General features: G+C 38.9%; 15 protein-coding genes. 5 read left to right on the top strand and 10 right to left on the bottom strand.

The window, feature by feature from the left end; translation table 11 throughout:
* Positions 1 to 82: 82 nt before the first annotated feature.
* The 6 genes from CDA10_RS08605 to glnK form a co-directional block, all read right to left on the bottom strand.
* A complete protein-coding gene (locus CDA10_RS08605; protein ID WP_089605221.1) occupies positions 83 to 742 on the bottom strand; it encodes a riboflavin synthase in 660 nt (219 codons plus the stop codon).
* 87 nt (positions 743 to 829) lie between these two features.
* Positions 830 to 2,134, bottom strand: coding sequence for a DNA adenine methylase (locus CDA10_RS08600; protein WP_089605220.1), 1,305 nt, complete (start codon positions 2,132 to 2,134; stop codon positions 830 to 832).
* Positions 2,131 to 3,240: a bifunctional diaminohydroxyphosphoribosylaminopyrimidine deaminase/5-amino-6-(5-phosphoribosylamino)uracil reductase RibD gene (ribD, locus tag CDA10_RS08595; RefSeq protein WP_089605219.1), complete on the bottom strand. Its 1,110-nt coding sequence runs from the start codon at positions 3,238 to 3,240 to the stop codon at positions 2,131 to 2,133. Before ribD ends, CDA10_RS08600 begins: the two co-directional genes overlap by 4 nt.
* Positions 3,241 to 3,273: 33 nt before the next feature.
* Complete coding sequence (gene nrdR, locus CDA10_RS08590) at positions 3,274 to 3,738, bottom strand: transcriptional regulator NrdR (RefSeq protein WP_089605218.1); 465 nt, start codon at positions 3,736 to 3,738, stop codon at positions 3,274 to 3,276.
* 152 nt (positions 3,739 to 3,890) lie between these two features.
* On the bottom strand, positions 3,891 to 5,273 hold the full coding sequence (locus CDA10_RS08585; protein WP_089605217.1) for an ammonium transporter: 1,383 nt from the start codon (positions 5,271 to 5,273) through the stop codon (positions 3,891 to 3,893).
* Between the two features lie 67 nt (positions 5,274 to 5,340).
* The gene (gene glnK, locus CDA10_RS08580; RefSeq protein ID WP_004868205.1) at positions 5,341 to 5,679 is read right to left on the bottom strand and encodes a P-II family nitrogen regulator; all 339 of its coding nucleotides are present in this window, start codon (positions 5,677 to 5,679) and stop codon (positions 5,341 to 5,343) included.
* A gap of 382 nt (positions 5,680 to 6,061) precedes the next feature.
* On the opposite strand from glnK, the gene CDA10_RS08575 reads away from it, so the two are divergent.
* The 3 genes from CDA10_RS08575 to CDA10_RS08565 all read left to right on the top strand — a co-directional run bounded on the left by CDA10_RS08575 (position 6,062) and on the right by CDA10_RS08565 (position 8,384).
* Positions 6,062 to 6,289, top strand: coding sequence for an accessory factor UbiK family protein (locus CDA10_RS08575; RefSeq protein WP_089605420.1), 228 nt, complete (start codon positions 6,062 to 6,064; stop codon positions 6,287 to 6,289).
* Between the two features lie 71 nt (positions 6,290 to 6,360).
* Complete coding sequence (locus CDA10_RS08570) at positions 6,361 to 7,848, top strand: YifB family Mg chelatase-like AAA ATPase (protein ID WP_089605216.1); 1,488 nt, start codon at positions 6,361 to 6,363, stop codon at positions 7,846 to 7,848.
* A 26-nt stretch (positions 7,849 to 7,874) separates the two neighbouring features.
* Positions 7,875 to 8,384 (top strand): GNAT family N-acetyltransferase, encoded by a 510-nt coding sequence (locus tag CDA10_RS08565; protein ID WP_089605419.1) that lies wholly within the window; start codon positions 7,875 to 7,877, stop codon positions 8,382 to 8,384.
* Positions 8,385 to 8,475: 91 nt separating this feature from the next.
* On the opposite strand, the gene CDA10_RS08560 is transcribed toward CDA10_RS08565, so the two are convergent.
* Both CDA10_RS08560 and CDA10_RS08555 read right to left on the bottom strand, forming a co-directional pair.
* Positions 8,476 to 9,246 carry a TorF family putative porin gene (locus CDA10_RS08560; RefSeq protein WP_089605215.1) on the bottom strand — a complete coding sequence of 257 codons (771 nt, stop codon included), beginning with the start codon at positions 9,244 to 9,246 and terminating at the stop codon, positions 8,476 to 8,478.
* Between the two features lie 252 nt (positions 9,247 to 9,498).
* Positions 9,499 to 10,269 (bottom strand): TorF family putative porin, encoded by a 771-nt coding sequence (locus CDA10_RS08555; protein ID WP_089605214.1) that lies wholly within the window; start codon positions 10,267 to 10,269, stop codon positions 9,499 to 9,501.
* 302 nt (positions 10,270 to 10,571) lie between these two features.
* Here CDA10_RS08555 and CDA10_RS08550 point away from each other — a divergent pair, with 302 nt between their 5' ends.
* Entirely contained in the window at positions 10,572 to 11,849 is a 1,278-nt protein-coding gene (locus tag CDA10_RS08550; RefSeq protein ID WP_089605213.1) for an OprD family outer membrane porin, read from the top strand.
* Between the two features lie 105 nt (positions 11,850 to 11,954).
* Here CDA10_RS08550 and ppa read toward each other — a convergent pair whose 3' ends face one another.
* A complete protein-coding gene (gene ppa, locus CDA10_RS08545) occupies positions 11,955 to 12,491 on the bottom strand; it encodes an inorganic diphosphatase (protein ID WP_089605212.1) in 537 nt (178 codons plus the stop codon).
* A gap of 123 nt (positions 12,492 to 12,614) precedes the next feature.
* On the bottom strand, positions 12,615 to 13,013 hold the full coding sequence (locus CDA10_RS08540) for an MAPEG family protein (RefSeq protein WP_089605211.1): 399 nt from the start codon (positions 13,011 to 13,013) through the stop codon (positions 12,615 to 12,617).
* A 103-nt stretch (positions 13,014 to 13,116) separates the two neighbouring features.
* On the opposite strand from CDA10_RS08540, the gene CDA10_RS08535 reads away from it, so the two are divergent.
* Positions 13,117 to 13,509: a hypothetical protein gene (locus CDA10_RS08535; RefSeq protein ID WP_228704616.1), complete on the top strand. Its 393-nt coding sequence runs from the start codon at positions 13,117 to 13,119 to the stop codon at positions 13,507 to 13,509.
* Positions 13,510 to 13,539: the final 30 nt, after the last annotated feature.

Raw genomic sequence — 13,539 nt, 5'->3', positions numbered from 1 at the left:
GTAATATATTAGTCTAATTTGACGATATAAATGCAAAAAAACCTAAATAGATTAGGTTTTTTCTTCATATATTCAGTGCATATTACTTTAGAAAGCCATTTGCAGCCAAAAATTCCATGCTTAATTTTGATTCAGTTTTTTGTTCCGCAGCTTTATCACCTAGCAATAAGCGCTCAATATAACGCGCCAATACATCAACTTCTAAATTGACTTTAGAACCGACTTTCCACGTTCCAATATTGGTTCGTTCAGCTGTATGAGGAATTAAATTTAAGCTTAAAACGCTACCACGCAAATGGTTAATCGTCAGGCTGATTCCATCTACAGTCACAGAGCCTTTTTCAGCTAAATATTTAGCAATCTCTGCTGGTGCTGTCACTTCATAATAAATTGAGCGAGCATCTGAACGAACAACAGTAATTTCACCAACAGCATCGACATGGCCACTCACAATATGTCCACCAAAGCGTGTCGTAGGTAGCATGGCTTTTTCTACATTCACTGGCTGCCCCACTTTCCAATTTTCTAAAGTGGTTCGATTTAAACTTTCACGAGAAACATCAGCTGCATACCAGTGATCCCCCCATTCAATAACAGTAAGGCAGATACCATTGGTGGCAATCGAATCACCCAAATGTACATCAGACATATCTAAATCGGTATGAATACGTAAACGTACGTCGCCACCGACACTTTGCAAACTTTCAACCTTTCCTAAACTTTCAATAATGCCTGTGAACATATTTTTATCCTACTACCTCAATGAATGAGGGATTCAAACCAAATTCTCTATCTACTATGTTGTGCCATTCTGTATTTTTTAAAGGGCTTACCAAAGCACCAGTTGAGTGCTTACCCCAGAAGTATCAACGCCACCTAATTCTGCAAAATGATAAAGCTGCCCCAATAACTGACGCAATGGTGGCCCTGATTTGGCATGTGTATCCGTAATGACAATAAACTCAAGTACACGCGCTCGTTCAGATTGGCGTTGCTTACTAACACGATAACGAGGTACATCCTGCGTCAATAACGTGACTTTGCCTCGTTTTAAATTGGCAGCCAATAAATCTTTGGCTTCAATATTTCCATCGGTTGAATAACTGGTCAGGATATAGCGCGCGTTGATGGTTTCCAACAATTTTTCGTATGCTTCTTGCGCATATTTCGATGAATTATAAGGACTTGGACGCTCTTTTCGCCATGCACGATCAATCCCGCTTTTAAAACCTTTGGTATCTGGTGTCGGTAAATCGACTTGATCCCAAAGCGTTAAAGAGTTGAGCACATGATAATTACTACTATAAGCATGTTGATTGTACGGTGGATCTAAATAGGCTACATCAACCTCAAAGCCACTCATTTGATTGGCTAGGTGCTGTGCATCCACACACCACATTTCAGCCATGGGCGTCTTTTGCTTATTGTCACCCACTTCACTAAAGCGACTCGGTGTGAGCCACAATAAAGACTCAATTCGTTCTAAAGCAGTTTGAGTTTTACCGCCCCAACCATGATGAAAGCTTTTGAATACCCCACTGGTATTACTGACAAAACTTGCTGAATAAAGCAATGGTGCAAGTAAAGCACTCATTTCCACATCATCAATTGCGCCCTGTGCTTGCCATGTCGCAATTTGCTGACGAATTGCATCGATACGCATGCCATTACGACGTTTAAAAAACAAACGATCACGAGCAGGATCATAAATTTCATCATTGCGTGGGCAAAGGTTATGCGTCACCCAACCCTTAACTTCAGGTAATCGGTTTAGATAATCAATGGCTTTTTGATAGCCACCGAGTTCTTTAAATGCTGGTGCATCTGTACATGCAAGAATCGCATGATTCAGTGCATGACTATACGGCTCCCAATCATTGGCAATCACGCGATAACCATTTTGACGTGCCAAACGTGAAACCACACCACTGCCTGCAAAAAAGTCTGCAAAAATTGGTGCACGTTTACTGCCTGTATTTAATGTTCCTGTAATTTCAAGTGCTTCAAGAATCAGATGTAACAAACGACGCTTGTTTCCCAAATAAGGAACAAGCTGATGAAAAAGATATTCATCTGTTGTACGTGCAGCATGGCGACGCTTGTGATAAACCGATGATGGTGACTCTGAATTCATACTGACTCTTGAGAAGGGATGAGTCTTAAACGAATGTCATCACCCACTTGGATGACGTCAATAAGCTTAAAACGAAGTTGTTGTGCCATAGATTCAAATTCTGCATTGAACATGGCACGTGCTGATTGTCCTAAAAAAGTAGGTGCGACATAGCTGATCATTTCATCAACTAAGCTTTCCTGCAAAAATGCAGTTGATAATGTTGCACCTGCTTCAACCAACACATCATAAATTTGCAAATCTTTTAAAGTCGCAAGCAAATCTTTTAAAGATTGTACGGCTAATTGTACCACGCCTAAATCTGCAAGTTCCTGACGAAATGGCCCCATGACCATCACTGTTTCAGGTTGCTGTAAAATCTGTGCAGTTAAAGGCAAACGTCCCTGACGATCCAAAATAATACGTTTTGGCTGAACAATATTTTCAAGGTCAATATTTAGCAAGGCACGCACATTTAATTGAGGATCATCTGCCAAAACAGTATCAATACCTGTAATCACAGCCCCTGAAATTGCTCGCCAATGTTGCACATCCTGTCGTGCTTCTGTACCAGTGATCCATTTCGATTCACCAGAAGCCATCGCAGTACGGCCATCTAAACTCGATGCAACTTTTAAACGTACATAAGGCATGCCCGTTGCCATGGCTTTTAAAAAGCCTTTATTTTGCATTTCAGCTTCAGCTGTACAAACAGCTGTAATCACTTCAATACCAGCGTCTTGCAGTATTTGTACACCCTTCCCTGCAACTAAAGGATTTGGATCTGCACAGGCAATCACGACCTTTGCAACCCCAGCTTCAACCAATCCCTTTGCACAAGGTGGAGTACGTCCATAATGTGCGCAAGGTTCAAGTGTGACATAAGCTGTTGCACCACGTGCTTGTTCTCCAGCTTCTCTCATCGCAAAAACTTCAGCATGTGGACCACCGACTGGAGCTGTTGCACCACGTCCAACGATCACACCCTCTTTCACAATCACGCAACCTACAGCAGGATTAGGACGGGTTCGATAAATCGCTTTCTCAGCTTCAGCAATTGCTTGACGCATCCAAAATTGATCTACATCAGATCCAACATGCTTCGTATTCTGACTTAACTCAGACATAGCATTCCTGATAAATAATTTTTCGAAAATAAATTAATGGTCTTGCTCACGATGTTGCATTTGCTCAATTTGATGTCTGAATGCTTCTACATCTTGGAAATCTTGATAAACTGATGCAAAACGCACATAAGCAACATGGTCTAACGCAAATAAAGCTTGCATGACAATCTCGCCAATGGTTCTGGAACGAACATCTCGTTCACCCAAACGGCGGATTTGCAATTGAATATCACTCAATACAGTTTCAATCTGTTCTTGAGTCACAGGTCTTTTTTGTAAAGCATGCATTAAAGAACGACGTAGTTTTGCTTCGTCAAATGGTTCATTTTTACCATCAGACTTGGTTACACGTGGCATGACCACTTCATAACTTTCAAATGTCGTGAAACGCTCACCACAATTAATACATTCACGGCGTCGACGAATCTGACAGCCTTCCGCTGCCAAGCGCGAATCGATAACTTTACTATCAGCGGCGTTGCAAAATGGACAATGCATAGTGGTTTAATTGAACAAAATTCGTGATTTCAGCTAGTGTAGCAAAAAAACTGGTTTTTGTTGAGCATTTCGCAAGATATGGAAAAAAAACAGCCCATTCGGGCTGTTTTACACAATATATAGTTATTGTTTTAAATTATACAGTTATTGTATTACTCAATACGTTCACCATGTTGGCTCAAATCTAGACCCATACGCTCATCGTCAGATTCAACACGGATTCCAATCACAACATCGATCAGTTTAAGTAGGATGAATGTAACAACTGCTGAATATGCAATCGTTGCCAATACACCTTCAACTTGTACCCACAATTGATGCATCATATCTACTGGCGCTTTATCGCCCATGATGAATTCACTTGCAAATACAGCCGTTAAGATTGCACCAACGATACCACCAACACCATGCAAACCAAAAGCATCTAAAGAATCATCAGCTTTGAGGATACGTTTAAGGCCTGAAATACCCCAGAAACAAACCACACCGCCGATTAAACCCATGATTAATGCACCACCCACAGTGACGAAGCCTGCTGCTGGAGTAATGACCACCAAACCTGCTACTGCACCAGATGCTGCACCTAATACAGAACCTTTGCCACGTACTATTTTCTCAACGATTAGCCAAGAAATAGCTGCTGCTGCTGCTGCGATTTGAGTTGTAACCAATGCATACGCTGCTGAACCATTTGCTCCAAGCGCCGAACCACCATTGAAACCAAACCAGCCCACCCAAACAAGACTTGCACCGAGAACAGTGAGCGCTAAATTATGTGGTGCCATAGATTCTTTGCCTAAACCCATACGCTTACCAAGTAAATAAGCTGCAACGAGGCCCGCAACACCTGAGTTAATATGAACAACTGTACCGCCTGCAAAATCAAGCGCGCCATCATTCATTAACCAACCGCCACCCCATACCCAATGAGCAATCGGTGCATATACCACAACAACCCAAATCGTAATGAACGCAATCCAAGCACTGAATTTCATACGATCAGCGACAGAACCGCTAATAATCGCAACAGTAATAATCGCAAAAGTCATTTGGAAAATAACAAATAAAATTTCAGGAATTGTGCCGCTTAAGGCATCTGTTGTTATCCCTGAAAGCATGACTTTATCTAAACCGCCAATAAAGGCATTGCCTGAACCGAAAGCCAGTGAATAACCGATAACCACCCACACAATACTGACAATTGCTGCCGCAGAGAAACTATGCGCCATTGTACTGAGCACATTTTTCTTACGAACCATACCGCCGTAGAATAGTGCTAAACCTGGAATCGTCATGAGCAAAACAAGCGCTGTAGAAACGAGAATCCAAGCGGTGTCACCTGTATCAGCTTTTGGTTTTTCTTCTGTCATTGCGACAGGTGCAGGTGCTGTTTCAGGAGCAGCAACTGTTTCAGTGACTACAGCATCACTTACAGCAACTGCTGTTGTAGGCTCAGTTACATTTTCTTCTGCCCACGCAACTGATCCACCAAGAAGTGCGCCAGACAGGCTGAGCGCTAGTAGCATTTTTTTCATTCGTATCCCCCAACCTAATTTTGTAAATTATGTATCTATATACATAACCAGCAAACTTCGTGCCAAATTAAACAGCGTCTGGACCTGTTTCACCTGTACGAATACGGATGACTTGCTCTAAATTCGTCACGAAAATTTTTCCGTCACCAATTTTTCCAGTACTAGCAACACGTGTAATTGATTCAATCACTGAATCCACCATGTCATCACTAATTGCAATTTCAATTTTTACTTTAGGTAAGAAATCAACAACATATTCAGCACCACGATACAGTTCAGTATGGCCTTTTTGACGACCAAAACCTTTCACTTCTGTTACAGTGATCCCTTGAACGCCAATTTCAGACAATGCTTCACGCACATCATCCAATTTAAACGGTTTTACAATTGCAGTTACGAGTTTCATATTGTTTTCCTTCGGCTTATTTCACCAGTAAGGTTTTATGTTCAATTTTCATGCCAATCTTCCTAGCGGTTGGGGATGCTCATCGGATTAACATGCTTTGCCTTTATAACCTATTCTATCCATATAGGTGAAGTTTGAGCTTTAAAAAACTGAAAAATTATGCATATTTTTTGTTTTAAATGCTGTTACACACGTTCTCTACGCTGCTGTAAATTTAAGGAAACGTCGTGCACCCACTCGCTTTTATCATGCTTAAATGAATGGATGCCGTGCGGTATTTATTGTTCTTTATCGTTTTTTAGGCTTGCAACGACTATTCCTAAAGCAAAAAAAAATGAGAGGTGTTACACTCGCCAAAGACTATAACACTATCGGATTTCTCATGATTGAAACATTATTACAAGCAATTTTAGAACAAGTCGATCAACCTAAAAAAGATTTAGAACATAATTTACGTGCATTACTGAATGAAACAGTCACTAAAATGGATATCGTTTCCAAAGATGAAATGGAACGTCAAAAAACTGCACTAAATAACGCCACTTTGCGTCTAAATGAATTACAACAGCAAGTTAAAGCACTTGAAGTGTTAATTCAAAAAAATAGCTAACAATATTTGCGCATTTTTAGTGCAACTAGAACAATAAAACGATTAAAAATAAAGCAAACTGGAAAATAATAATGTCTTTTGCAAAAATTTATACCCGAGGCTTACTCGGATTACACGCACCTTTAATTGAAGTTGAAGTCCATGTCAGTGCAGGATTACCTTCTCTAACGATTGTTGGCTTAGCCGAAGCTGCTGTTCGTGAAAGTAAAGATCGTGTACGTTCAGCCATTATCAACAGTGGTTATCAATTTCCAACCAAACGCTTAACCATCAATCTTGCTCCCGCAGATTTACCCAAAGACGGCTCACGTCTAGATTTACCCATTGCTTTGGGAATACTCATTGCCACAGGGCAACTTCCTGAGAATGTCACAGATGATTTCGAGTTTATTGGCGAACTAGCCTTAGATGGGCATTTACGTCCTACAACAGGGACACTCACCATTGCCATGGCATGTCAAATGGCAAAACATCAACTGATGTTGCCTAAAGAAAATGCTGATGAAGCTGCTCAACTTCCTGAATTTCAAGTCTTTGCCGCGAATCATTTAAAACAGGTTTGTGAACATTTTTTAAGCTCACAAAAAATCGAAGCAGCTATTTCGCAGAAAACCATACATTCCCAACAATACAAATTCGATTTAGCCGATGTTAAAGGGCAATTACGTCCAAGACGTGCTTTAGAAATTGCAGCAGCAGGTGGGCATTCTATTTTATTTAGAGGTCCACCGGGTACAGGCAAAACGCTTTTGGCGTCACGGCTGCCCAGTATTTTACCTACACTAAATCCACAAGAAAATTTAGAAGTCGCGAGTATTTACTCAATTGCCAATATGCAGCACCATTTTGGACAGCGTCCCTTCCGAGCGCCTCATCATACAGCGTCAGCAATCGCTTTGGTTGGTGGGGGTTCACATCCGAAACCTGGGGAAATTACACTTGCACATTTAGGCGTTTTATTTTTAGATGAGTTGCCTGAATTCGACCGTAAAGTTTTAGAAGTCCTTAGGCAACCTCTTGAATCCAAAGAAATCGTGATTTCACGTGCGTCACGCCAAATTACTTTCCCTGCAAATTTTCAATTGATTGCAGCAATGAATCCATGCCCTTGTGGCTATGCATTTAATCAAGACAGTCGCTGTCAATGTTCTGCTGAATCCATTAAACGCTATCAAAATCGTATTTCAGGCCCTTTATTGGATCGTATTGATTTACATATCGATGTACCCCCCTTAAAAGCTCAGGAATTACAAGATCCACAACCTGTGGAAAACTCTACAATCGTCAGAGAGCGTGTGATCCAAGCCTTTGATTTTCAAATTCAAAGACAAGGCGGGCTAAATCATGCTCTTTCCCCTAAAGACTTAGAAGTGCATGTGGTATTAGATGACGCTTCAAAAAAGATGATTGAAATGGCACAACAACGTTTAAATCTATCTGCACGTGCTTATCATCGTATTTTACGCGTTGCGAGAACCATTGCAGATTTAGCACAAAGTGACGAAATCCAAAGTACGCATTTGACTGAAGCCTTATCTTATCGAGGAACTCAGTCTTAAACTTTGAGAATTAAAACAGGATGAATATGCTTAATTTAATTTTAAGAAATGAACAAAATCATGATATTGATGCGATTTTCAAACTCACTGAGCGTGCTTTTGAAAATGCTGAACATACAGATCACACCGAACAATTTATTGTCAATGCTTTAAGAAATGCACAACAATTAACCGTTTCAATTGTTGCTGAACTAGACCAACAGGTTATTGGTCATGTTGCAATTTCCCCTGTAGAAATTTCCTCGGGTGCACCAAATTGGTATGGTTTAGGTCCTATTTCTGTTGCACCAGAATATCAACAACAAGGTGTTGGCTCAGCATTAATGCGCTATTCATTACAACAGCTCAAGCAACTCGGCGCAGCTGGCTGTGTGGTTTTAGGTGATCCTGCATATTATTCAAAATTTGGTTTCAATATGATTCCAAATTTAACTTTAGCAAATGTACCTGCTGAATATTTTCAAGCCCTCTCTTTTAATCAAAGTTTTCCACAAGGTGAAGTAAAATATTCTCAAGCTTTTGAAGCAACCCAATGAAGCAACCCAATAAAGTGATTCAGTCACAATTTCCAATCAGCAAAAATGCAAAAAGGTGACCTAATGTCACCTTTTTCTTGAACGGATAATTTTAGAATGCTTTAGTCAAGGTAAATACAGCACCTGTTTCAACACCACGCTTAACTGAATCTGTCATATCTTTGGTATCAATATTGGTACCAATAGCAGCAAGCTCAGCAGTTACTGTTGGAAGCGACTTAAATGTATACGTTACACCTGCTTTCCAATCAACATAATTATCATCACCATTGAAATCATACTTGTCATCGTCAGTAACAACGGTATAACCAACATTGGCAACACCACCAAAACCTGTCGATCCGAATGGTACAGAATAACCAACATTCACATTCCAACTATTTGCATCTGCGCCTGCATAGTCATTTGTGTAGTTAATATTGGTTAAAATGCTATCACCTTCTGCAAATGCATTTTTAAAGATTAATTTACCGTACAGCTCAACCCAATTAAGATCACTTGCACTTGGATAGCTATAATACCAAACCCCAACATCTAAAATTGGCTTGCTCGCAAAACCATCTAATGTTGTTGAATAGCCAATGAAAGGATCGAGTTCCAAATGTGGGTCAGGCGATCCAAAGTTTACATTTGAACCCCAAAGACCAGCATATAAACCTGAATTGTGCGACAACGTAAAACCTGCTTGTACCGCTGCATCATTCCCTGTTTGTGTGATTCCACGATAACGATAATCACTCGTTACAGCAGCACTACCAGAAAAACTTAAGCCTAATTTTGAAAGCGCATCATCTGCCGCCATTGTCATTGTTGCTGTTGACGACAAAATAGCCAATGTCAGTGCTTTAGTTGAGAATTTCATATTGAGTGCTCCCCCATCATTCGATGTATATTTGTTTTGCTAAAATTTAATAAACTCCCTAATTGCATAGCAATTGCTATGCCAACTTTTTAACCAAGTTTGATAAAAAGCACCTTATAAAATTGCATTTTATTGTTATTATTCACTTTATTTTTAATCTTAAATTTACACTTTAGCTCAAAATACATAAAAACGCATTGCTATCGCCAACAATGCATTTCTTTAAATAGATATCAATAAGACGCCATTATTTTAGAAACTATAATTTAAACCAAAAATAACATTATTATCAAAATCTTCACCTAAGCGATTTTCACCGCCCAATACATAATCAAAACTTGCTGTGACGCCAGATTGAGCAACCTCTTTACTTATACCGAAGCGAACTTCATTCAAAGCAAAATCTTTTTTAGTCTGGACAATCTCATCATCACGACTACTGTTATATGCAGACGCACCAAGTACCGCATTGAAAGTAAAACCTTGAGTTAAAGGGTGGCTATAAGCAGCACTAAAATACAGATCGCCGGCATTGGCAGAAGAGGCATCCGCTAACATTACAGAAGTGCCTAAAGTTAAATTCTTATAAGCTAACTCACCTAATACATCAAAAGCCGTTGTTTTACGTCGCACACTTTGATCCGCATAAATACTTCCACCTTTTTGATAGACATAAGCTGTGGTTTTAAGGTTATAGCTCCAATTTTGTGCAATTTCTTGCCCATAAGATAAGAAGATATTATGTTCAAAACCATGGTCTTGTGTCTCATCTGACGGATCATAATTTAAAGTTGATCCCCAATACCCGATAGAAATGCCACTTTTATGCGCATATTCCAACCCACCTTGTATTGCAAGGTCATCATTTTCAACACCACCATGATAAATATACTTTGAAACTAAACCTATATTTCCAGAGACAAGCCCATTTGCTACAGAAAGTTTTGACTCTTCAGCAATTGCTGAACATGAAAATACACCTACAAGCACAGCCCATAGTATTTTGGAAAAAATTAATTGCATGAAGACTTAAAAAAAAACAGGAGAAAAATAAAGTGAAATTTTACCGTGCTTTTGAATTTTTGGTAAAAATTTTAGATATTAATCCGCCATATTTTCATATTTCTATAATTTTCATAAATTTAGGTATGCTTATGCGGTTTTTCTCATAAGTTAATGACTTTATATTGGATAAATATATTACAAAAATGAAATATTTTTGATCAAAAGTGATTCCATTTTTATAGATTAAATATACAATTCATTCATTATCTGTTCTGAATTCAGGCAGTGATTACCATATTCTCTCGCTTACGAGGAAACACATGCTTAAAGCTACAAAACTTACTTTAGCAGTATTAATTAATACTGCCATTATTACTCCAGCATTTGCTAGCGAACAAAGTGAAGCAAAAGGATTTTTAGAAGAAGCAACAGGATCTATTTTATTCCGTACTGGCTATATCAGCCGTGACTACAAAGGTGTTGCACCAGATACAGATAAAAGCTCATTTGCTCAAACAGGTATCGTAACGCTTGATTCTGGCTTTACCAAAGGTATCGTTGGTTTTGGTGTTGGTGCTGTTGGTGATGGTTCATTTAAAATTGGTCCTAATAACCATTCTGGTAACAACATGATTCCACGTGATGATGAGGGTAATCCTTATGATCATTGGGCTCGTGGTGGTGCAAACGTTAAGGCACGTTTCTCAAATACAACTGTGCGTTACGGTACTCAAGTTTTAGACTTACCTGTATTGGCAAGTAATACAACTCGTCTAGTTCCTGAATATTTTGAAGGTACTTTAGTTACAAGCCGTGAAATCAAAAATCTTGAGCTTGTTGCTGGTAAATTTACCAAAGACCAGATGTCTGACCAAATTGCAACTGACCAAAACAGATTAGATGATGCTGTGGTTTGGGGCGCAAAATATAAGTTTGATGATCAGTTAAGTGCTTCATATTATGGTTTAGATTCTAAAAATGCTTTAGAACGTCACTATGTGAACGCAAACTATAAATATCCACTTGCAAATCAAAGTTCATTAACTTTTGACTTCAGTGGCTACCATACTGAATGGGATAAAGACGCTTCTACTTATTCAACTTTAGGTAATGTTGCTGCTGATGACCGTTCAAATAATATTTGGGCTTTATCTGGTACTTATAACCAAGGTCCTCACTCTGTAATGTTGGCTTACCAACAAAACACAGGGAATACGGGTTATGACTATGGTCAAAATGCTGATGGTTTCCAAAGTATTTACCTACCAAACTCATACCTTTCTGACTTTGTCGGTAATCACGAAAAATCAGCGCAAGTTCAATATAACTTAGACTTTGCTGGTTACGGTGTTCCTGGTTTAAATTGGACAAGTGCTTATGTTTACGGTTGGGACATCAAAACTCCAACTGATAACAATGCAAAAGAAAGCGAATTCTTCAACCAAGTGAAATACACCATGCAAAGTGGCTATGCGAAAGATGCTAGCTTACGTGTACGTTATTCACATTACCGTGCTGATGATGCTTATAGCGCTGTATATATGAATGATACGAATGAATGGCGTATATTCCTTGATATTCCTGTGACATTATTCTAATTCATTCGAATTTCTAGCTATAAAAAAACCTGCACCATGTGATGCAGGTTTTTTATTGGGTTAAGACCTAAACTAAAAAGCCCTAACCAAAATTCCTAGTTGGAATTATTTATTTGCAGCTTTGTAAGCTTCGATTGAACTAAGCACTTCTTGTTTTGCAACTTCAGAACCTTCCCAACCGCTTAATTTAACCCACTTACCAGCTTCAAGATCTTTATAGTGAGCAAAGAAGTGTTCAACTTGTTTGATCAATAATTCTGGAAGATCTGTATATTCTTGAACATCTTTATAAAGCGGTGTTAATTTTTCATGCGGAACAGCAATCAATTTCGCATCTACACCACCGTCATCTTCCATGTTCAATTTACCCACTGGACGGCAACGGATTACAGAACCTGGCTCAACTGGATAAGGTGTTACAACCAATACGTCTAATGGGTCACCATCTAAAGATAAAGTATTTGGTACATAACCATAGTTTGCTGGGTAGAACATTGCTGTACCCATAAAACGGTCTACAAATAATGCATCAGAATCTTTATCAATTTCGTATTTAATCGGTGCTGCATTTGCAGGAATTTCGATAATTACATAGATGTCATTTGGTGCATCTTTACCAGCAGGGATATTACTATAGCTCATAGAATACTCTTTCAAGTGAGGTCTTATTTAAAATCTTGTTGATTATAACGCTAAATTGCGTGAACAGTTGCCGATTATACATTTTGCTTCATGAAAATGAACCTAGCATGAATCAGAAAAAACTTAGATCATTCGAATAATCAATAACAATAAAATGATTGGACAAGCCATCGACAAGAACCAAATGATTGAACGAAGCGCTGATATATTGGCAAGATAACAAATACCGTAAATGATACGTAATATAATATAAGCAATCCCTAACATCATAATCAGATGCTGTGAAACCACCATATATTCAGCCATTAAAATAGCGGCAAGAAATAATGGTAAGCTTTCAAAACTGTTCTGCTGCACCGCATTGGCACGTGCTGCAAGCCCTGTCGTTTTGGCTAGAAATTCACGTGGATGCTGATTATCTGCAAGTGTAAAACCGCCAGCAACTTTTGCGATGATGGTAAAAACATAAGGAAGTATGCAGGCAATTAGAATTAAATATATGATGCCATCTATCCCAGCCATGATCTGTTCTCATGAAGTATTAATGCGGGTTATCATAGCATGGCATTTACCGAATAATTTTTGTTAAATAAAGAGTTTTGCAAAATTGTGCAAAGAGGACATTATCGTGCAACAAGATCAAAAAGAGTTGTTTGAAACTTTGGAAAAACAACGGCAACAGCAGGCTGAAATTGATCGTATATTGAAAATTGCATTACCGATTATGGCTTTTTTGCTCTGCGTGATTTGCGCCAACTACAATTGGCAATCCACTTTAGGCACGTTGATTGTATTGACCGTTGCTTTCTTTTCCGTGGGCATCAAACGTATGAATCTATACCTATGGTTGGCAATTATTGCAGTCTATTGCTTCATTGATATTTATTTTAGCTATGGCAGTATCCCACCTTCTGCCTTAGGCCGCCAAATGGGTACGATGCTAACTTTTACCGCAATCGTAGGTTATAGCCGCCCTTATATCGATGGTTGGTATATTCGCTCTAAAAACAATCAGTGATAACAATCAAATTTTCATGCAACAATAAAA

The sequence above is a fragment of the Acinetobacter piscicola genome (genome assembly GCF_002233755.1).
In the GTDB taxonomy this organism is placed as follows: domain Bacteria; phylum Pseudomonadota; class Gammaproteobacteria; order Pseudomonadales; family Moraxellaceae; genus Acinetobacter; species Acinetobacter piscicola.
Note: the sequence above shows the minus strand (reverse complement) of the source record. Positions and strands in the feature narration are given on the sequence as shown.